Source organism: Rhizobium sp. R635 (genome assembly GCF_002211285.1).
Classification (GTDB): domain Bacteria; phylum Pseudomonadota; class Alphaproteobacteria; order Rhizobiales; family Rhizobiaceae; genus Rhizobium.
The window spans coordinates 148,510-167,897 of record NZ_LOKX01000002.1; the positions used below are offsets into that span (position 1 = coordinate 148,510).

At 61.6% G+C, this 19,388-nt stretch carries 22 protein-coding genes; 14 read left to right on the forward strand and 8 right to left on the reverse strand.

Going from position 1 to position 19,388, the window contains the following annotated elements; translation table 11 throughout:
• Positions 1 to 96: 96 nt before the first annotated feature.
• A complete protein-coding gene (locus ATY78_RS03575) occupies positions 97 to 516 on the reverse strand; it encodes a DUF2000 domain-containing protein (RefSeq protein WP_088680973.1) in 420 nt (139 codons plus the stop codon).
• Between the two features lie 136 nt (positions 517 to 652).
• Here ATY78_RS03575 and ATY78_RS03580 point away from each other — a divergent pair, with 136 nt between their 5' ends.
• A complete protein-coding gene (locus ATY78_RS03580) occupies positions 653 to 1,138 on the forward strand; it encodes an Lrp/AsnC family transcriptional regulator (RefSeq protein ID WP_088680974.1) in 486 nt (161 codons plus the stop codon).
• A 4-nt stretch (positions 1,139 to 1,142) separates the two neighbouring features.
• Here the strand turns inward: ATY78_RS03580 and ATY78_RS03585 are convergent, their stop codons facing one another.
• Positions 1,143 to 1,454, reverse strand: coding sequence for a hypothetical protein (locus ATY78_RS03585; protein ID WP_088681040.1), 312 nt, complete (start codon positions 1,452 to 1,454; stop codon positions 1,143 to 1,145).
• Positions 1,455 to 1,661: 207 nt separating this feature from the next.
• Here ATY78_RS03585 and ATY78_RS03590 point away from each other — a divergent pair, with 207 nt between their 5' ends.
• The 3 genes from ATY78_RS03590 (at position 1,662) to ATY78_RS03600 (ending at position 5,023) form a co-directional block, all read left to right on the forward strand.
• On the forward strand, positions 1,662 to 1,988 hold the full coding sequence (locus ATY78_RS03590; protein ID WP_088680975.1) for a hypothetical protein: 327 nt from the start codon (positions 1,662 to 1,664) through the stop codon (positions 1,986 to 1,988).
• Positions 1,989 to 2,138: 150 nt separating this feature from the next.
• On the forward strand, positions 2,139 to 3,587 hold the full coding sequence (locus tag ATY78_RS03595) for a deoxyribodipyrimidine photo-lyase (protein ID WP_088680976.1): 1,449 nt from the start codon (positions 2,139 to 2,141) through the stop codon (positions 3,585 to 3,587).
• A 176-nt stretch (positions 3,588 to 3,763) separates the two neighbouring features.
• Entirely contained in the window at positions 3,764 to 5,023 is a 1,260-nt protein-coding gene (locus ATY78_RS03600) for a cyclopropane-fatty-acyl-phospholipid synthase family protein (protein ID WP_088680977.1), read from the forward strand.
• Here the strand turns inward: ATY78_RS03600 and ATY78_RS03605 are convergent, their stop codons facing one another.
• Together ATY78_RS03605 and ATY78_RS03610 are read right to left on the reverse strand one after the other, a co-directional pair.
• Entirely contained in the window at positions 5,024 to 5,860 is an 837-nt protein-coding gene (locus ATY78_RS03605; protein WP_088680978.1) for an SDR family NAD(P)-dependent oxidoreductase, read from the reverse strand.
• Between the two features lie 98 nt (positions 5,861 to 5,958).
• On the reverse strand, positions 5,959 to 6,618 hold the full coding sequence (locus ATY78_RS03610; protein WP_190237379.1) for a ChrR family anti-sigma-E factor: 660 nt from the start codon (positions 6,616 to 6,618) through the stop codon (positions 5,959 to 5,961).
• Between the two features lie 221 nt (positions 6,619 to 6,839).
• Here ATY78_RS03610 and ATY78_RS03615 point away from each other — a divergent pair, with 221 nt between their 5' ends.
• The 5 genes from ATY78_RS03615 to ATY78_RS03640 all read left to right on the forward strand — a co-directional run bounded on the left by ATY78_RS03615 (position 6,840) and on the right by ATY78_RS03640 (position 10,917).
• A complete protein-coding gene (locus tag ATY78_RS03615) occupies positions 6,840 to 7,877 on the forward strand; it encodes a cysteine synthase A (protein ID WP_088680980.1) in 1,038 nt (345 codons plus the stop codon).
• A gap of 6 nt (positions 7,878 to 7,883) precedes the next feature.
• Complete coding sequence (locus ATY78_RS03620; protein ID WP_088680981.1) at positions 7,884 to 8,621, forward strand: alanyl-tRNA editing protein; 738 nt, start codon at positions 7,884 to 7,886, stop codon at positions 8,619 to 8,621.
• Positions 8,622 to 8,639: 18 nt separating this feature from the next.
• On the forward strand, positions 8,640 to 9,509 hold the full coding sequence (gene sseA / locus ATY78_RS03625) for a 3-mercaptopyruvate sulfurtransferase (RefSeq protein ID WP_088680982.1): 870 nt from the start codon (positions 8,640 to 8,642) through the stop codon (positions 9,507 to 9,509).
• A gap of 5 nt (positions 9,510 to 9,514) precedes the next feature.
• Complete coding sequence (locus ATY78_RS03630; RefSeq protein ID WP_088680983.1) at positions 9,515 to 10,075, forward strand: GNAT family N-acetyltransferase; 561 nt, start codon at positions 9,515 to 9,517, stop codon at positions 10,073 to 10,075.
• 338 nt (positions 10,076 to 10,413) lie between these two features.
• Positions 10,414 to 10,917 carry a DUF1203 domain-containing protein gene (locus ATY78_RS03640; protein ID WP_088680985.1) on the forward strand — a complete coding sequence of 168 codons (504 nt, stop codon included), beginning with the start codon at positions 10,414 to 10,416 and terminating at the stop codon, positions 10,915 to 10,917.
• Positions 10,918 to 10,933: 16 nt separating this feature from the next.
• Here ATY78_RS03640 and ald read toward each other — a convergent pair whose 3' ends face one another.
• Complete coding sequence (ald, locus tag ATY78_RS03645; protein ID WP_088680986.1) at positions 10,934 to 12,052, reverse strand: alanine dehydrogenase; 1,119 nt, start codon at positions 12,050 to 12,052, stop codon at positions 10,934 to 10,936.
• Between the two features lie 156 nt (positions 12,053 to 12,208).
• Between ald and ATY78_RS03650 the strand changes: the two genes are divergently transcribed.
• The 3 genes from ATY78_RS03650 to ATY78_RS03660 all read left to right on the forward strand — a co-directional run bounded on the left by ATY78_RS03650 (position 12,209) and on the right by ATY78_RS03660 (position 14,115).
• A complete protein-coding gene (locus tag ATY78_RS03650; protein WP_003587050.1) occupies positions 12,209 to 12,670 on the forward strand; it encodes an Lrp/AsnC family transcriptional regulator in 462 nt (153 codons plus the stop codon).
• A gap of 72 nt (positions 12,671 to 12,742) precedes the next feature.
• Positions 12,743 to 13,624, forward strand: coding sequence for a DMT family transporter (locus ATY78_RS03655; protein ID WP_088680987.1), 882 nt, complete (start codon positions 12,743 to 12,745; stop codon positions 13,622 to 13,624).
• Between the two features lie 86 nt (positions 13,625 to 13,710).
• Positions 13,711 to 14,115, forward strand: coding sequence for a PilZ domain-containing protein (locus ATY78_RS03660; protein WP_088680988.1), 405 nt, complete (start codon positions 13,711 to 13,713; stop codon positions 14,113 to 14,115).
• On the opposite strand, the gene ATY78_RS03665 is transcribed toward ATY78_RS03660, so the two are convergent.
• Positions 14,085 to 14,804: a hypothetical protein gene (locus ATY78_RS03665; protein ID WP_088680989.1), complete on the reverse strand. Its 720-nt coding sequence runs from the start codon at positions 14,802 to 14,804 to the stop codon at positions 14,085 to 14,087. The genes ATY78_RS03660 and ATY78_RS03665 overlap by 31 nt on opposite strands.
• 178 nt (positions 14,805 to 14,982) lie before the next feature.
• On the opposite strand from ATY78_RS03665, the gene ATY78_RS03670 reads away from it, so the two are divergent.
• The gene (locus tag ATY78_RS03670) at positions 14,983 to 16,971 is read left to right on the forward strand and encodes a bifunctional 2',3'-cyclic-nucleotide 2'-phosphodiesterase/3'-nucleotidase (protein WP_088681041.1); all 1,989 of its coding nucleotides are present in this window, start codon (positions 14,983 to 14,985) and stop codon (positions 16,969 to 16,971) included.
• A gap of 39 nt (positions 16,972 to 17,010) precedes the next feature.
• Here the strand turns inward: ATY78_RS03670 and ATY78_RS03675 are convergent, their stop codons facing one another.
• A complete protein-coding gene (locus ATY78_RS03675; RefSeq protein WP_088680990.1) occupies positions 17,011 to 17,979 on the reverse strand; it encodes a LysR family transcriptional regulator in 969 nt (322 codons plus the stop codon).
• Between the two features lie 139 nt (positions 17,980 to 18,118).
• Between ATY78_RS03675 and ATY78_RS03680 the strand changes: the two genes are divergently transcribed.
• Entirely contained in the window at positions 18,119 to 18,733 is a 615-nt protein-coding gene (locus tag ATY78_RS03680; RefSeq protein WP_088680991.1) for an FMN-dependent NADH-azoreductase, read from the forward strand.
• A 47-nt stretch (positions 18,734 to 18,780) separates the two neighbouring features.
• Here the strand turns inward: ATY78_RS03680 and ATY78_RS03685 are convergent, their stop codons facing one another.
• Positions 18,781 to 19,356 carry a TetR/AcrR family transcriptional regulator gene (locus ATY78_RS03685; protein ID WP_088680992.1) on the reverse strand — a complete coding sequence of 192 codons (576 nt, stop codon included), beginning with the start codon at positions 19,354 to 19,356 and terminating at the stop codon, positions 18,781 to 18,783.
• Positions 19,357 to 19,388 lie beyond the last annotated feature (32 nt).

A 19,388-nucleotide genomic window follows, 5' to 3' on the forward strand; every position in this document is an offset into this window, starting at 1 on the left:
GATGAATGTCGCTATCACCCGATCAAACGGTAAATCATTGCCGTTTGCAAGCTTTCGCCCGGAGATGCCAGCCATATCTCCATCCGGAGACATTTATCAACGCAGCAGCTTCAGCGAACCCGTCAGCGAGCGTACCCACTTCGTCGGGCCGGCGAGCCCAACGCCGTCGATGGCTTCCGAAGACAGGTCGCGTTTCGGCATCGACGCCTCATAGTCGGCATAGACGTGCAAGGCGCGGGCAAAACGCGGAAACGGCACGACCAGCGCGCCGTCAGGCGCCGGGAGAGCCTTCAGCAACAGCGATCTGAGATCCGCGGCTGCCGCCTGCAGCACCGGAACCGGCTTGTTGGCGCTGATATGAAATATCCGTCCTGCCTGGTCGGTCAGTCGCGTGCCGGCCAGTGCGGGCACCGCAGCGCCGAGGCCGATCGACAGCACCGCAACCGTATTGGCGAGTTCGCCGGCAGGCAGCGCCGGCTCGACGATCACCGCGACACGCCAGTCCTCACTTGTCATTCATCGTTCTCCGTTCTTCGTTCTATTTCGAATTTATCGAAAGCCGGAGAAATATCCTGCCTATTCCTGTCGTCCCGCCCACGCATTTGGTAGGATCTACCCGACAATCGGGAAAAATCGAAAGGACATACCGATCATGGATTTCGAGCCGGGCGATATCCGCATATTGAAGGCGTTGCAGAGCGAGGGACGGCTGACCAATCAGGAGCTTGCAGAACGCGTGGGGATGTCGACCTCGCCCTGTTGGCGCAGGGTGAAAAGATTGGAGGAGGCCGGTGTCATCCGCGGTTATCAGGCCGTCATCGATCGCCGCGCCGTCGGCCTCGGCGTCCTCGCCTTCGTGCGTGTGCAGATCGACACGCATTCCCATGACGAGGCCGAGCGGTTCGAGCGCGAAGTCGGTGAACTGGAGGCGGTCATCGCCTGCTATTCCGTCGCCGGCGAAGCCGATTTTCTGCTGCAGGTGGTTGCAGCCGATCTCGACAGTTACGCCGAATTCGCGATGACCGTGATCCGTCGCCTGCCCGGCATCAAGGAGATGCATACGATGTTCGTGCTGAAGGACATCAAGGCGTCGACGATGCTGCCCGTACAGGCGCCGGCCGCCGGCCGTGCGCGCTGAGCGCCTAAAAGGCTGTGCCGGTGGTGATCAGGTCGCAGGAGAGGCGCAAGCCGATCTGGTCGTGACACAGTTCATCGGCGCCGGCGGCAAGTTCCAGTTCGGCGGGAGCATCGGCGCGCAGGTAGGACTGTGCGAGTGGATCGATATGCATAGGAACGGCAGTCCAAAGCGAGGGGCGGCTGACATCGAGCGCCGATATGCCGGCCTTTTCGCCGCCCAAGGCACATGAGGCGATCGCCATGCCGCTTGCCGTAAAGGTGATGGCAAGGGCGATCTGGAGACAGAGATCTGCGGCCTCGCGCAGGGAAACGAACATTGCGGCCTCATGCTGCGGATTGGGTTCTGTCATGCCACTAAGGCAGGCGACAGCGCCGATCCAGCGGCTTCACCCGTTAAGGTTTACGCCTAACCATGCGCCGGCATGCGGGCACCAGCGCAGGTTTTTCAGAAATTTCGGAACAATGATTCCGAGGGGCAGTTACCCAAAGGTCATCCCAGATGAAAATCAAAGGAGGATATCCTTATGACCAAATCCCTTATTGCCGCTTCGCTGCTCGCGATCGGCATGGCATCGTCAGCCTTTGCCCAGTCGAACCCGGATCCCATCGGGCCGACGAATGGCGGCTCGACCGATCCGAGTTCGGGTAACTATTCATCCGATTACACCAATGATGACAACGGCATGTATCCGGTGCGTGTCGCCCCGGTCGATCCGATGACGACACAGAGCATCGGCCGACCGCAGGCGATGGAATGCCCTGGCATGCCCCAGCAGATGTCGGGCGTCGACACGCGCGGCGGCCAGAGCGGCGCATCGATCAGCGGAGCCTGCCGCGAATACGACAACTGAGCAAGCCGACCTTCGCTTGCGTAAAAGGCCGGTTCACGCCGGCCTTTTTTCCGTCGTGACGGTGATGAAGAACGTCGTTCCGGATGAAACTTTTGATCCGGGCGTTCCGTACATCCGTAGGATGTCGCACAAATAGGGGGAAAGGCTTCATTGGCACAGGACGGGCTAAAACCGGTTATTCTCTGGTTTCGCAAGGACTTGCGCCTTGACGACAACCAGGCTCTCAACGCTGCCCACCTCTCGGGGCGGCCGGTCATCCCGCTTTATATCAGGGAAGCCGGGACAGGCGCCGCTCCGCCCGGCGCTGCCCAGGCATGGTGGCTGCACCATTCGCTCGAAGCACTCGACGGGTCGCTGCTCAAGCGGGGCGGACGACTGCTCCTTGCAAGCGGCCAGGCGCTGGAGGTGCTCTGCACCATCATCAGGGATAGCGGTGCCGAAGCCGTCTTTTGGAACCGGCGCTACGATCCGCCGGGGATCGCTGTCGACATCCGCATCAAGCAGGAGCTGGAAAAGCAGGCGATAGATGCAAGGAGCTTCGGCGGTCAGTTGCTGCATGAACCCTCCAGGCTGATGACCGGCAGCGGCGCACCCTATCGCGTCTACACGCCGTTCTGGCGTGCGCTGGAGAAGACCGGCGAACCGAAGCCGCCGCTGGACGCACCCTCAAAGCTGCGGCTGGCATCAAAACTTCCGGCGTCGGAAAGCCTGGCAAGCTGGAAGCTGCTGCCGACGAAGCCGGATTGGGCAAGAGATTTCGTCGATCTCTGGACGCCGGGCGAAGAAGGCGCGCAGGAGAGGCTCGGCTCCTTCGTCGAGGAAGCTCTCGATGGTTACAAAGAAAACCGCGACTATCCCGCCAAGCAAGCGACTTCAATGCTGTCGCCGCATCTGGCGCTCGGCGAGATTTCCCCTGCCCGCATATGGGATGCGACGCGCGGCCTGTCGAAACGCGTGCCGGCATCCGACATCGTGCACTTCCGCAAGGAGATCGCCTGGCGCGAATTTTCCTATCACCTGCTCTTCCATTTCCCGCGACTTGCCTCGGCCAACTGGAACGATCGCTTCGACGGCTTCGAATGGCGCGATGATGGCGAAGATTTCGAAGCGTGGCGGCGCGGCATGACCGGCTATCCGATCGTCGATGCCGGCATGCGCCAGCTCTGGCGCCACGGCTGGATGCACAATCGCGTGCGCATGATCGCTGCTTCCTTTCTCATCAAGGACCTGATGATCGACTGGCGCCGGGGCGAAGCCTGGTTTCGGGATACGCTTGTCGATGCCGACCCGGCTAACAATGCGGCAAGCTGGCAATGGGTGGCGGGCTCGGGAGCGGACGCCTCGCCTTTCTTCCGTATCTTCAATCCGGTGCTGCAGGGGGAAAAATTCGATCCCGCCGGCGATTATGTCAGGGCTCATGTGCCGGAACTTCGAGGGCTTACGGCAAAATACATTCACCGGCCCTTCGAGGCGCCGAAGAGCGTACTCGACGAGGCCGGCATCATCCTCGGCCAGACCTATCCTGAGCCGATCGTCGATCATGCCCGCGCCCGCGACCGGGCGCTCGCGGCCTATAAAGCCACGAGGGATGCCGCATGAAGCAATTTTCGTCCCGCTCCGCCTCGGCTGAAGATCACCGTCATCGGCTCCGGCCCCATATACTTGCGGACGCAGCGGAATAACATTAACGTTCAAGTAATGGCCGGAGGCCGCCCGAGCACATCGTCAGGGATGTGTCATCGTCCTTAACCGGCAAAAAATGCTGGAGGAGGAAGATGAGCAAGGCGCAGGACTGGAATCTGCTGGCCCGGGACGCGGTGACGCTGACGGCCGAAAACATATCCCGTCTCGTGAAGGGTCTGCCGTTCAAGGCAAAGCTGGCGCTGCGCGGGCTTCTGCGCATGCAGCACGGTTCGCTTGCCGTGACCCTGCCCGACGGCCGCAGGCTGCTGATCGAAGGAAAGAAGGCCGGGCCGAAGGCGGCACTCAGCCTCCACAACTGGAACCTTGCCTACCGGGCGCTGACGAGCGGGACGATCGGGGTCGCCGAGACCTATATGGACGGCGACTGGGACAGTCCCGACATCACTGCCTTCCTCGAACTCTTCCTCGTCAACGGCGAGGCCGCTTTCAGCTATGCGCATGGCAAGCACGGCGTCGGCCGCCTCGTCGAGCGTGTGCGCCACTGGATGAACGCCAATACCAGGACGGGCTCCAGGCGTAACATCTCCGCCCATTACGATCTCGGCAACGATTTCTACAAGCAATGGCTCGATCCGAGCATGACGTACTCCTCCGCGCTCTACTCCACAGGCGCCAACGACCTGCAATCGGCGCAGAACGCCAAGTACCGCGCGCTTGCCGAAGCGACCGGCATCAGGCCCGGGGATCACGTGCTGGAGATCGGCTGCGGCTGGGGCGGTTTTGCCGAATTCGCCGCCGGCGAGCTGAACTGCAAGGTAACGGGCCTGACCATCAGCCGCGAGCAGCTCTCCTTCGCCGAAGAGCGCATCCGTAAAGCCGGCCTCGAGGATCGCGTCGAATTCCGTTTCCAGGACTATCGCGACGAGGCTGGGGTTTACGACCGGATCGTTTCGATCGAGATGTTCGAGGCGGTCGGTGAAAAATACTGGCCGTCCTATTTCTCCAAACTCCGGCAATGTCTGAAGCCGGGCGGCAAGGCCGGCCTGCAGATCATCACGATCAGCGCAGAATCCTTCGACCAGTATCGCAGCAATCCCGATTTCATCCAGAAATATGTCTTCCCCGGCGGCATGCTGCCGACGCGCAACCATCTCGCCGACTTGGCCGGCAAGGTCGACCTGTCACTAGTCAGGGACTTCAGCTTCGGGCTCGACTATGCCCGGACGCTCGCCGAATGGCGCGAGCGTTTCTGGTCGGTCTGGGAACGCATCCGCCCTATGGGCTTCGACGATCGCTTCAAGCGGCTCTGGGAATTCTATCTGTTCTATTGCGAAGCCGGCTTCCGCGCCCGCAACATCGATGTGCGCCAGGTCGTGTTCTCGCGCCGTTGATCATTTCACCGGATGCGGTGTCGCCGGGTGGTGACCAGTCGCCGCCGGCCGTTCCCGCCAGCCGGTCATACGGTTCACCAGCGCGAAGTAAGCGCCGTAGGGGAGCAGCCGCGCCAGCTTCAGCGGCGTGGTGAAGCGCTTCGGGAAACTGATCTCGAAGGCCTGCGATTTCAATCCGGCGGCAATCTGCCGGGCGGCTTCTTCGGCCGATATCAGGGCTGGCATGGGAAAAGCGTTTTTTTTCCTCATCGCCGGCGTGTCGACGAAACCCGGGCTGACGAGCTGGATGCGGATACCCATCTTGTCGAGATCGAACTTCAGGCTCTCGGTCATGTTGATCAACGCCGCCTTGGTGGCGCCATAGGCGGCACCCGTCGGCAGGCCGCCATAGCCTGTGACGGAGGAGACGATGGCGATCTGTCCCTGCCCTTTCGCCTTCATATGGCGGATCGCCGGCAACAGGCAGTTGACGACGCCGGAAAGATTGACGGCGAAGCTCCTTTCGAAATCGGCGCGGTGCAAATCCTCGGCATGAACAGGCACATAGACGCCGGCATTGAAGATCGCCATGGCGAGCGTGCCGTGCTCGTATTCGATGGAGGCCATGACATGTTCCATGTCCTCGGCATCGGTAACGTCGCCGTCGAGCACGATGATACTGCCGGAAAGGCCGCTGGCCTCGGCCTGCAGCTCGACCAATTCCTCATGTCTCCGCGCGGTGACGGCGACCTTGTATCCTTCGGCGGCGAGCGTCAGCGCGAGCGCCCGGCCGATGCCGGAACTCGCGCCCGAGATCCAGACGATTCCATGTTCGGGACGGGCGATGAAATCACGCATGACATGTTCCTCCTGCTCTGCCTGATCAACACGAAAACAGGTCCGGAAGTTCTCTCATCTCCCGGATTTATGGCTCTATCACACCATTGTGGCTGCTTTCAGCCGATGAGGTCGCTCATCATCTGACGAAATGATCCCGTGAGCCTGACCGGGCCGTCCGAAACGGTGAAGGCGATGCAGGGCCCGTCCGCTTCGGCGACCGGCCGGTGTTCGACCGTCTCGTCGGCAATGGAGATGTCGCCGGGGCCGAAATGGCCGCGTTCATCGTTGAAGGCGCCGTCGAGGATGAGGATCAGCTCCATGCCTTTGTGGGTATGGGCCGGCAAGGCGCGGCCCGGGCGGATCCACATCAGGTTGACCTCGCAGCCGTCCCTGTCGAGAGAATATTCCTTGAAGCCCGGCAGCCGTTTGCGCCAGGGCACGTCCTCGGCTTCGAAGCCGACGAGATCACGCAATGCCCGTGGAAACAGCGCAGGTTTCGGCCGTGCGGAGGTAGGTGGTTCGGGAATGGGAGAAGCGGAAGCAAAAATCGCCTGAAGCTGCCTGTCCCGCTCGGCGATGGCAATTCCAGCAGCATTTTCCAGCGCCTCTCCGGCCAGCAGTTCCAGGCCGTTCACAAAGCTGCGATTGTCCGCTTTCATTTCGAGATGGGACCGAACGAGCACACGCGCCGGCTCAGGCAAGGTGCCGGCCACATAATGCGCCATCAATGCATCGATCGTGTCGATATGCCCGTGAACCATCTGTGTTTCGGTCACGCCCTGTTGCCGCCCCGCTTGGCTTTGTCGTCATCCGTACGGGGAAAGTCAATCTTCGGATCACCCGGACGGAGGCTTATTGCAGGCCCCACGCATTTCGGGGAAGGAAAGCGAAATTTTATCGCGTCCGCCACAGGCATGGAATAGCATTTCTTGCCAACACAGCCTTGTGAAGGGAAAAGACCGTTCCTAAAGTAAGAGTTCGAATAGAGGCAGATTCCATGACCTTCCACCCCTCCGTCCTCGAAGCCATCGGCAATACGCCCCTGATCAAACTGAAGGGCGCTTCCGCGGCGACAGGCTGCACCATTCTCGGCAAGGCGGAGTTCCTGAACCCCGGCCAGTCGGTCAAGGATCGCGCCGCGCTCTACATCATCCGCGACGCGGAGCGGAAGGGCCTGCTTCGGCCCGGCGGCGTCATCGTCGAAGGCACGGCCGGCAATACCGGCATCGGGCTGACCTTGGTCGCCAAGGCGCTCGGCTACCGCACCGTCATCGTCATCCCGGAAACGCAGAGCCAGGAAAAGAAGGACGCGCTGAAGCTGCTCGGCGCCGAACTCGTCGAAGTGCCCGCCGTTCCCTACAAGAACCCGAACAACTACGTGAAGGTATCCGGGCGGCTCGCCGAGCAGATGGCGAAGACCGAGCCGAACGGCGCGATCTGGGCAAACCAGTTCGACAACGTCGCCAATCGCCAGGCGCATATCGAAACGACCGCCAGGGAAATCTGGAAAGACACCGACGGCAAGATCGACGGCTTCATTTGCTCCGTTGGCTCCGGCGGCACTCTGGCCGGTGTTGCCGCAGGCCTCAAGGCTTTCAATGCCGACGTCAAGATCGGCATCGCCGATCCCGATGGTGCGGCTCTCTTTGAATTCTACCAGAACGGCACGCTGAAATCCGAGGGCTCCTCAATCACCGAGGGCATCGGCCAGGGCCGCATCACCGCCAATCTCGAAGGCTTTACGCCTGATTTCTCCTATCGTGTCTCCGATGCCGAGGCGCTTCCCTATCTCTTCGACCTCGTCGAGAACGAAGGCCTGTGCCTTGGCGGCTCGACGGCGATCAACATCGCCGGCGCGGTCAAGCTCGCCCGGGATCTCGGGCCCGGCCATACGGTCGTGACGATCCTCTGCGATTATGGCAACCGCTATCAGTCGAAGCTCTTCAACCCGGATTTCCTGGTGTCGAAGGGCCTGCCCGTTCCGGGCTGGATGGCGAAGTCACCTGAGATAGACGTTCCTTACGAACCCGCGTGAGACCCCATGCCCGTCAATGCCCTCTATCGTGACGATTTCTATCTCTCGACATGCGAGGCGGTCGTCACCGCCATTCACGAGGACGGGGGCATCGAACTGGATCAAACCTGTTTCTATGCGACGTCAGGCGGCCAGCCGGGAGATACCGGAGAGCTGGAGCGCGCCGACGGCAGCAAGATCGCGCTCGGCCATACCAAGCACGGTGCGAGCAAGGATATCATCATCCATGTGCCGCGCGACGGCGAGGCGCGGCCTGAAATCGGCGAGACGCTGGTGCTGCATGTCGACTGGCCGCGCCGCTACAGGCTGATGCGCATGCACACGGCCTGCCACCTGCTGTCCGTCGTCTGCTCCTATCCGATAACGGGAGCAGCCGTCGGCGAGGAGGAAAGCCGCGTCGATTTCGACATGAGCGAGACGATCGACAAGGACGAGGTGACATCAAAGCTGATGGAACTGGTCGGCCAGAACCATCCAGTTTATCTCCAGTGGATCACCGACGACGAGCTTGCGGCCAACCCCGATATCGTCAAATCGAAGAACGTGCGGCCGCCGATCGGGCTCGGGCGCGTGAGCCTCGTCTGCATCGGCGAGAACTCCTCGATTGACAGCCAGCCCTGCGGCGGCACACATGTTTCCGAGACACAGGAAGTCGGCCAGATTCACATCGCCAAGATCGAGAAGAAGGGCAAGGAGAACCGGCGCTTCCGCATCCGCTTCGGTACGCCCGGCGACGAAGCCTGACCATCAAGGGAGACCATAATGAGTGAGACCAAGAGCCGTTTCGTCGTCTCGGCCGACTGGCTGCAGGCCGAACTCGGCAAGCCGGATTTGCGCGTGCTGGACGCCTCCTTCTATCTGCCGGCGCAGAAGCGCGATGCCGATGCAGAATATGCGGCCGGCCACATTCCCGGCGCCATCCGCTTCGACCAGGACAAGATCGCCGATCATTCGACGTCGCTGCCGCACACGATCCCCTCACCCGATGATTTCGCCACCGAGGTCGGCAAGCTCGGCATCGGCGAGAACGACCGCATCGTCGTCTATGACGGCATCGGCATGTTCGCCTCGCCGCGCGTCTGGTGGCTGTTCCGGGTGATGGGCGCGAAGAACGTCTTCGTACTCGACGGCGGTCTCGACGGCTGGAAGGCCGAGGGCCGGCCGCTGGAAACCACCGCGCCCAACCATGCGCCGGCGACCTTCAGGCCTGACTTCGACGAGAGCCGCGTGGTGACGCTCGAAACGATGCGCGACATCGTCTCGAGCGGCGCGATGCAGATCGCCGATGCCCGCAGCGCCGGCCGCTTTGCCGCCGCCGAGCCTGAGCCGCGTGCCGGCATGCGCTCCGGCCATATGCCCGGCGCCCGCAGCCTGCCTTCCGGCACATTCGCCAACCAGGGCCGGTTCAAGTCGCTGCCCGAACTAAGGCAGACGATCGAGGAAGCCGGCATCGATCTCTCGAAGCCCGTCGTGACCTCCTGCGGCTCGGGCATTACGGCCGCGATCATCACGCTGGCGCTGGAATCGCTCGGCCATCACGACAACAAGCTTTACGACGGCTCGTGGAGCGAATGGGGCAGCCGCGAGGATACGCCCATCGTCACCGGCCCGCCGACGCCTGATAAAGCCTGATCGCCATGGGGAAGACGCCCGCTTCGCTGAAAGCTCATATCACCCGGCTCGAAATGACGGCGCCGCCGAAGGCGAGCCTGCCGGTGCCCGTCAACATCCAGACCGCGATCATGCGCGCGCCTGAGATACCGCTGCCCTTCTACCGCTACCTCTACCGGCAGGTGGGCGCGCGCTGGCAATGGGTGGACCGGCTGCGCATGAGCGATGAGCAGCTTGCCGGCACGCTGAACGACAAGCGCAACAATATCAGCGTCCTCTACGTGAACGGCGCACCCGCCGGTTTCTATGAATATTTCTGCGAGGACGAGGACACGATCGAGCTCAGCCATTTCGGCCTGATCGAACATGCGCTCGGCCTCGGCATCGGCAAATGGTTCCTGCTGCAGGCGCTCTACGCCATCTGGACGCTCAATCCGCAGCGCGTCACCACCACCACCAACAATCTCGACCATCCCCGCGCGCTGCAGCTCTACCAGATGTTCGGCTTCTCTCCCGTGTCCACGGGCACCGGCATCGTCCGGCCGCTGAGTGACAAGGAGTTGCTGGAGCTTGCGCGGAAAAGCTGACGGGTTCGTTTCCTCGTCCGGGCGCTGTCTGCGTGTCCACGTCAGGTATGTCAGGCGATGCGGTGAAACGTCCTTTTCTTCGCCTCCCTCATTCCTGTGCCTGTCACAGGAATCCAGCCACCGCGCGTCGGCGCGGTGAATGACTTGGGCGCACTGGATTCCTGTGACAAGCACAGAATGAGGGAAGAGAGGTGGAATTTCTCTCAATACGTTGGCATGCCTGCCGTCGTGAGAAGCGAGTTTGCAGCCGCGATCCCGGCAAACAATAAGCGCAAGAAACGGGTGGCTTGGCCGATAGTCCGAGTGCAATTTCATGGCGATCACAAAGGAGATCTGCCATGACCGCCATTCGTTTTGTCGCCATGCCGACCGCTGATGCCGAACACCTCTGGAACGGCGGCCGCGACGCCTATGACAGGCTGCCCGAGACGATGATGTCAGATGGTGACGGCAATCCTTGCCGCCATTGCCTGCAGAATATCGAAGAGGGCGAGGAGATGCTGGTCTTTGCCTACCGCCCCTTTCCGGAACTGCAGCCCTATGCCGAAACCGGGCCGATCTTCCTGCATAAGCAGCCCTGCCGGCGCTATGCCGCCGAAGAGATCCTGCCGCCGGTGCTGACGACGAGCCGCGACTTCATCGTCCGCGGCTACAATGAGAACAACCGCATCGTCTATGGCACTGGTGCCGTAACCCTCATCGGCGAGATTGCGGCCTATGGGGAAAAGCTGCTGGCGCGGCCGGACATTGCCTATGTGCATGTGCGCTCGGCGCGCAACAACTGCTTCCAGTGCCGGATCGACAAGATAAAGGCGCCGGCCCTCGTGGAGACCGGCGCCTAACCTAGAGTCAGCGAACTTACGCTACGTTCAGCACGCTCTCCGGCGCGAAGGCTTCGTAGCCGAGCGCTTCGGCGACCGGCTTGTTGGTGATGCGGCCCTTGTGAACGTTGAGGCCGTTCCTCAAATGCTTGTCTTCGGCGATGGCGCGCAGGCCGCGATCGGCAAGCGCGAGGCCGTGGACCAGCGTGGCATTGTTCAGCGCATGCGCCGAGGTGACGGGTACGGCACCCGGCATGTTGGCGACGCAATAATGCACCACGCCGTCGACCTCATAGGTCGGATCGGAATGGGTGGTCGCATGCGAGGTCTCGAAACAGCCGCCCTGGTCGATGGCGACGTCGACGATGACGGAACCCTTCTTCATGCCGGACAGCATCTCGCGGGTGACGAGCTTCGGAGCGGCGGCACCGGGGATCAGCACGGCGCCGATGACGAGGTCGGCCGAGAAGACCTCCTCCTCCAGCGCCTGGATGCTGGAATAACGGGTATGGACGCGGCCCGCGAAAATGTCGTCGAGTTGTCGCAGGCGCGGCAGCGACCTGTCGAGAATGCTGACATCGGCGCCGAGGCCGGCGGCCATCCGGGCGGCATGCAGGCCGACGACGCCGCCACCGATGATCGCAACCTTAGCCGGCAATACGCCAGGCACGCCGCCAAGCAGGACGCCGAGGCCGCCATTGGCCTTCTGCAGCGCGGTCGCTCCCGCCTGGATCGACAGGCGTCCAGCCACTTCCGACATCGGCGCCAGCAGCGGCAAGCCGCCACGCTCGTCGGTCACCGTCTCATAAGCGATCGCGGTGACGCCGGAGGCGAGAAGCCCCTTGGTCTGATCGGGATCGGGCGCCAGGTGCAGATAGGTGTAGAGAAGCTGGCCGTCGCGAAGCTGCGCCCATTCGGAAGGCTGCGGCTCCTTCACCTTGACGACCATGTCGCACTTTTCGAAAATATCCTTGGCGGAGGCAGCAATCTTCGCGCCAGCCGCGGCATAGGCGGCGTCATCGGCGCCGATGCCGGCGCCCGCCTTGGTCTCCACCCAGACCTCGTGGCCGTGGGCCACATATTCGCGCACAGAAGCCGGCGTCAGACCGACGCGATATTCATGATTCTTGATTTCCTTCGGGCAACCGACACGCATTGGCGTTCCTCTCATTTTGTCTCCGCGGTCGCGGATCTCCTCTGACGATGAATCCAACCACCAAGACCGCGAAATGTCCTTGCAAAGACGATTTGCCAGAAGGCCACTTTTCGGAGATTATTGCGTATCTTCCGCCCTTTTTCGAAGGTTCTGCGAATGGCTGATCTCGATACCATCGATCTTGCGATTCTCAAGGTGCTGCAGGCCAATGCCCGCATCACCAATGCCGAGCTTGCCGAAAAGATCGGATTGTCGCCTTCGGCCTGTTCACGCCGGCTCGACATACTCGAGCGAAGCGGCGTCATCGGCGGCTATCATGCGCGGCTTTCGCACAAGGCACTCGATTACAAGATGATCGCCATCGTGCATATCTCGCTCTCCGGCCAGTTCGCCAAGACGCTCGCGGAATTCGAGGCGGCGGTGAAGCTCTGCCCGAACGTGCTCGTCTGCTACCTGATGTCGGGCGAATACGACTATATCCTCAGGGTCGCCGCCCGAGACTTGGAAGATTACGAGCGCATTCATCGCGACTGGCTGTCGGCCCTTCCCCACGTCGTCAAGATCAATTCCAGTTTTGCGCTCCGAGAAATCATCGACAGGCCGAATGTCGGCCTTTGAGGCCTTGCATATTCACGGAAAGCCTGACCAGACTTCGGTCGCGCGCGGGCGTTTCCCGCTTATTGGCATGTGATGAAATCGAAGTCCCAAGGCTATATTTTCGCCCTGCTGGCGCTCACCATCTTTTCGCTGCAGGACGCCATCTCCAAACACCTGGCATCCGCCTATCCGCCGATCTTCGTGACGATGATCCGCTATTGGGCCTTCGGGCTCTTCACGATCATTCTCGCTTCGAAGATGCGCGGCGGCCTCAAGGCGACGGCCCGCACCAAACGTCCCGCCCTGCAAGTGGCGCGCGGCGTTCTGCTTGCGGTGCAGGTGGTGCTGGCCATCACCTGTTTTGCCCTGATCGGCCTTGCCCGTTCGCAGGCGATCTTTTCCGCCACACCGATCCTGATCGCGTTGCTGGCGATGCCGATCCTCGGAGAGCGGGTCGGATGGCGGCGGTGGACGGCGATCGGCGCCGGGCTTTTCGGCGTGCTGCTGATCCTGAAGCCGGAAGGCGATTTTTTCGACGTGAAGCTGCTTCTCGCCGTCCTTTCCTGCTTCAACTTCGCCTTCTACGTCATCATCACCCGTCTCGTCAGCCGCGACGATTCTTCGACGACCAGCTTCTTCTATACCGGTGTCGTCGGCGCCGTGACGATGACGCTTGTCGGACCGTTCTATTGGAGCTGGATGTCACCAGGCGACTGGGGCTGGATGGCGCTCGTCTGCGTGACCAGCATTTCCAGCCATTATTTCCTGATCCGCGCCTACGACATTCTCGATGCCGCAGCCGTCCAGCCCCTGACCTATCTGTCGCTTGTCTACGCTTCGATCATCGGCGTGACGATCTATGGCGAGACGCTGAGCTTCAACATGATCGTCGGCTCGGTCATCGTGGTTGGAGCCGGCATCTTCACCGTCTGGCGCGAACATGTGGTGGGGCGCAGAAACGATAAAACCAGCTGACGTTTCATTGCAATTTTAGCCAAGCTCCTAAAACCATTTCAATTTTCGGCTGCTATGTTTCTCCGGCGATGTCCAAGGGAGACAATATGACGCGCAACCTGAATATTACGGCCCGAAAGGCCGACCGCAAAAACTGTCGTGTCTTCGGCAACATGAAATATCTGAACACCCAGGTGGATGTCCGCATTCTCAACCTGTCGGCAACCGGCGCCGCGCTGGAGACGAAGGGGCCTGTCCATGCCGCCTCCGGCAGCAAGGTGCGGATCGAGGCCGAGAACCTCGGCATGCTCGAAGGCATCATCCGCTGGAAACATAACGGCCGTATCGGCATCCAGTTCGACGTGAACTCGAATGCGCGGGCGCAGGTCTCCTCCTATTTCCGCTTTTTCCATAAGGAAATACGGCCGGTGCTGGCGGTACGCCAGCTGGTCACAGCCCATCCGAGCGGCAACAACAGACCTCACCTGGCGACATCGACGCTGAAATCATAAGGCTGCACCGCCTTGGCGCCGAAGGAGCGACTGAGATCGTTCCAGTAGCTGCGGTTGACGTTGACGTCGAGGGTGACGGGGCCTTGCCTCTCCGGCAGCCTGGCGCCCAGATCCTTGACGTCGATGGCAGCGCTGTTGGCGTTGGCGCCCGACAGTACGATCGTCTCCGTGCCCAAGGGCACGTTGACACCGCCGGGCGCGGGGCTCGCCGAGAGCGGCTCGCTTGATATGAGCTGGCCGTCTCGGCCGAGGAACTTGATATCGCAGGTCTGGCATTCGCCCTGCGTCCAGCCGGGATTGACCTTCAGTTCGACACGCGGCGGCAGCGAGCGGTCCTGGGCATAAGCGGCGCCGACGATGGAAAAAAGGCCGGAGACCGGCGGTTTGACCTCGATCGGCCTCGGGCTGGTTGAGCTGCCTTGCGCGGCCGCCATGATGAGGGCCGGCGCGCCGATGCCGAGAAGAAGCGCCTTTTGCAGCTGTTGTTCGCGATAGATCAGGGCGATTGCGGCGCCGATGATGAAGAAGACCGCGATGGCGCCGACCGCGCAGGCAACTGAGATCCACGGATTTGCCGTCGTCGTCAGCCATTTCTCCACGTCGCCGCTATAGAGCGCCTGCGCCTTGTCGACCAGACTGGGCGCCGTGCCTCCGAAACCTCCGACCATTGCGATGACGACCCTGCTCATGATCCCGATCCCCCTATCGATCTCAGTCGCGCCACTTTACCATAAATTGTATTTTAAAACCACGCGGCCTTTCCCTCGGATTGTTTTGCCGTCCCGTCATTTTTGATGTGTACTCCTCGCGAAATCGTCCTAATTCTGATGCGCCGGACGATGCATGATCTTTGAAGGAGAGCTTTCCATGTCTTCCATTTTCGATGTCGGCGTCATGAGCCGCCGCTCGCTGCTCGGCGGTCTCGCCGCCACCTCCGCCCTGGTTCTGCTGCACCCTTTCAGCGCGCGCGCCAATGCCAATCAGGCGCATCTCCGGCTGATGGAAACGACTGACATTCACGTCAACGTCTTCCCCTATGACTATTATGCCGACAAGCCGAACGACACGATGGGCCTTTCGCGCACCGGGACGATCATCGACAATATCCGTGCGGAAGCTGCCAACTCGCTGCTGATCGACAATGGCGACGTGCTGCAGGGCAATCCGATGGGCGACTACATGGCCTACCAGCACGGGATGAAGGACGGCGACGTCCATCCGGTGATCAAGGCGATGAACACGCTCGGCTATACCGTCGGGACGCTCGGCAATCACGAGTTCAACTACGGCCTCGACTTCATGTTCAAGGTCCTGTCGGGCGCGAACTTCCCCTTCGTCTGCGCCAACCTGACCAAGGGCCAGCTCGCTTCCGACCCGAAGCAGGACGAGCTCTTCTTCAAACCCTATGTCATCGTGGAAAAGCAGATCAAGGACGGCGCCGGCAAGGAGAGCCCGGTCAAGATCGGCTTCATCGGCTTCGTGCCGCCGCAGATCATGCTCTGGGACATCAAGAACCTCGAGGGCAAGGCGCAGACGCGTGACATCGTCGAAGCCGCCAAGGCCTGGGTTCCCGCCATGAAGGAAGCCGGCGCCGATATCGTCATCGCCCTCTCCCATTCCGGCATCGACGGAGCCACGCCGTCCGAAAAGATGGAAAACGCATCGCTGCATCTGGCCGCCGTCGAGGGGATCGATGCGATCTTCACCGGCCACCAGCATCTCGTCTTCCCCGGCCCGAAGAGCTGGGACGGCATCGCCAATGCGGATCCCGTCAAGGGCACGCTGCATGGCAAGCCCGCTGTGATGGCCGGCTTCTGGGGCTCGCATCTCGGCCTCATCGACCTGCTGCTCGAAAAGGACGGCAACAGCTGGAAGATCGTCGACTTCACCTCGGAAGCGCGGCCGATCTATCATCGCGACGACAAGAAGAAAGTCGTTGCCGACTACGCCGACAAGAAGGAAGTGGTCGAGGCCGCCAAATCAGAGCATGAGGCGACGCTCGCCTATGTCCGCACGCCCGTCGGCAAGACCTCCGCGCCGCTCTATTCCTATTTCGCGCTCGTCGCCGACGATCCTTCCGTGCAGGTCGTCAGCCAGGCCCAGACCTGGTACATCAAGCAGATGCTCGCCGACACCGAGTACAAGGACCTGCCGGTGCTTTCGGCCGCAGCTCCCTTCAAGGCCGGCGGACGCGGCGGCGCGGACTACTATACCGACGTTCCGGCCGGTGATATCGCCATCAAGAACGTCGCCGATCTCTATCTCTATCCGAACACGGTGCAGGCAGTCGCCATCACCGGCGCACAGGTGAAGAACTGGCTGGAAATGTCGGCCGGCATGTTCAATCACATCGCAGCCGGCTCGAAGGATGCGGCGCTGCTCAACAACGACTTCCCGTCCTACAACTTCGATGTCATCGACGGCGTGACCTACCAGATCGACCTGTCGCAGCCGCCGAAATATGACTCATCCGGCAAGCCGATCAATCCGGATGCCAACCGCATCCAGAATCTGGCCTTCGGCGGCAAGCCGATCGATCCCGCCCAGAAATTCGTCGTCGTCACCAACAATTACCGCGCCGGCGGCGGCGGTAATTTCCCGGAGATTGCCGCGGACAAGGTAATCTTCCAGGCGCCGGATACCAACCGCGACGTCATCGTCCGCTATGTCCACGACCAGGGCACGATCAATCCGTCGGCGGACGCGAACTGGACCTTCAAGCCGCTGCCGGGCACGACGGCGACGTTCGAGAGCGGCCCGAAGGCAAAGCAGTTCCTTGCCGCGGTCAAGAGCGTCAAGATCGAGGAAGCCGGCGAAGGAGCCGACGGCTTCTCGAAGTTCAGGCTCGTCCTGTAAGGGCAAGGCAATTTCGAGGAAGGCGCACTCGCGCCTTCCTCATTCGGCCGCAAGCGGGATTGCGGGCTCACGCAGTTCGGCGATGCGGGCGTGGAAATCCGCTTGGCTCGGGCAATGGGTAAGCCGCGAGCGGAACGCGTCGATCATCCAGGTGGCGGCAGGTCCGGGCGGATTGGCGAGCCGGCGCATCGAATAGATGGCATATTCTCCCTGCTCATAGGCATCCAGATCGAGATGGACGAGCGCGCCGCTGAGGAGATCGTCATGGATCAGGGAGGCCGGAAGGCCGCCCCAGCCGAGGCCAGCCTTGATGAGCTGATGCTTCGTGGCGATATCGCTGACGCGCCATGTCTTGTAGGACAGGACGTTGAAATCCCGCCCCTTCGTCAGGCCCGACGCGTCGGTGACGACGAGCTGCACTTCCTCGCGCACATCACCGAGCGTCAGCGGCCGGCCGAGCCCGGCCAGCGGGTGATTGCTGGCGGCAACCGGCAGCATGAAGGAATGACCGATCCGCTCGGTGACGACCGAATCGTCCTGCTTCAGGACCGCGCCGCCGATCCCGATCGTCGCCTTGCCGCTCAAAACCAGATCCATCACCATTCCGAGCTCGCCGACGTTGAGGTTCAGGGAAACGGACGGAAACATCTCGCGGAATTCGTGGAGCACATCCACCACGGCTTTTGACGGCACCATGACGCTGATGGCGACGGAAACCTCGGCTTCGAGCCCTTCCTTCAGGCTCTTGACCCGCGCCCGCATGACCTGCAGGTCGCCGAGAATTCGGCGCGCATCTTCCAGCATCGCCTTGCCCGCTTCCGTCAGCTTCGGCTGTCGGGCGCCGGAACGCTCGAAAAGCGGCATCTCAAGCTGGGCTTCCAGATTGGCGATCGTATAGCTGACGACCGACTGCGCGCGGTTCAGCACGCGCGAAGCGGCCGAGAAGCTGCCGGTCTCGGCAACGGTCAGAAACACCTGCAATTGATCCAGAGTCGGGTTCGGAAGCATCTTCCATCCATTCCATCGATAATTTTGATCGACATTATCTCCGTTTTTTCGATAGCTGGCCAGCCTTATTTTCCTCCTCGACACTGCGGCTCACCTCCCAACACCGGGCCGTCCCGTTCAATTCGAAAGGAAATGCACCATGTCGTCCATCCTTCTTCTGACGTCCAGCCCGCGTGCCGAATCGCTCTCGACGCCGATCGCCGCCGATCTCGCCGAAAAGCTGAAAAACCAGAAGCCGGGCAGCGCTCTCGTCCGCCGCGACCTCGCCGCCAACCCGCTGCCGCATATCGACGACCTCTTCACCGGCGCGATCCGCAAGCCGGCCGAAGCTCGCACCGCCGAAGAAATCGCAGCCATCAAGACCTCCGACGAACTCGTCGCCGAACTGTTTGCTGCCGACACGATCGTCATCAGCACCGGCCTTATCAACTTCAACATCTATTCGTCGCTGAAGACCTGGATCGATAACGTCGCTCGCGCCGGCGTGACCTTCAAGTACACGGAAAGCGGCCCGGTCGGCCTCCTGACCGGCAAGAAGGTTTATGTCGTGCTCACCTCGGGCGGCGTCTACTCGCAGGGACCGGCCGCTCCTCTGAACCACGCCGTTCCGTACCTGAAGTCGGTTCTCGGCTTCCTCGGCATCACCGATGTCGAAACCATCTATGTCGAGGGCCTCGCCTTCGGTCCGGAAGCCGCTGAAAAGGCCATCGACGCAGCCAAGTCGCGCGTCCAGGAAATCGCGCTCGCCGCCTGATCGGCTTTCGAATCTTTTGTGGAACGGCCGGCTTTCGCCGGCCGTTGTCATTTATCGATATTGGCGACAAAATCCCGGATCGTCGCCAGGATTTCGGCCGAGAGAGCTTCGTCCAGGGAAATCCTGGCAAGGCCGACGCCACCTGCCATCATCGCGAAAGCCATGATCGCCTTTCGTCGTCTTTCCCCCTCATCCGTTCCCGCAGCCTTGCTGGCCAAAGCCTCGAAATTGCGTTCGAGCCGCTCCGTCGCAATGCCCCGCGCCTTCTCGCCGCTGCGAGCGATATCAGAGGTCAGCGCGGCAAAGGGGCAGCCTTCGCCGGGATTGTCGCGGTGATAGGCGCTGACATAGCGATCGGCCACATCGGCAGCCGTCATCTTCGCCGGGTCCACGCCCTCGGCTTCCAGCCCGCGCCCCCACGAATCGAAGGCGGACCCGATCGCCTCGGCGACCAGATCGTCACGGGAGGCAAAGTGCTTGTAGAAGCCGCCGACGGTCAGCCCGGCTTCCTTCATCAGGTCGGCGACGCCGATGCCCTCAAGCCCCTCCTCGCGCAGCCGCTTTGATGCGGTTTCGACGATCTTCTCATGCGTCTTCTGTTTTTCCAGCTGCGAACGACCCATCGCAATTCTCCTGGGAGTGCCTCTTGACTCAA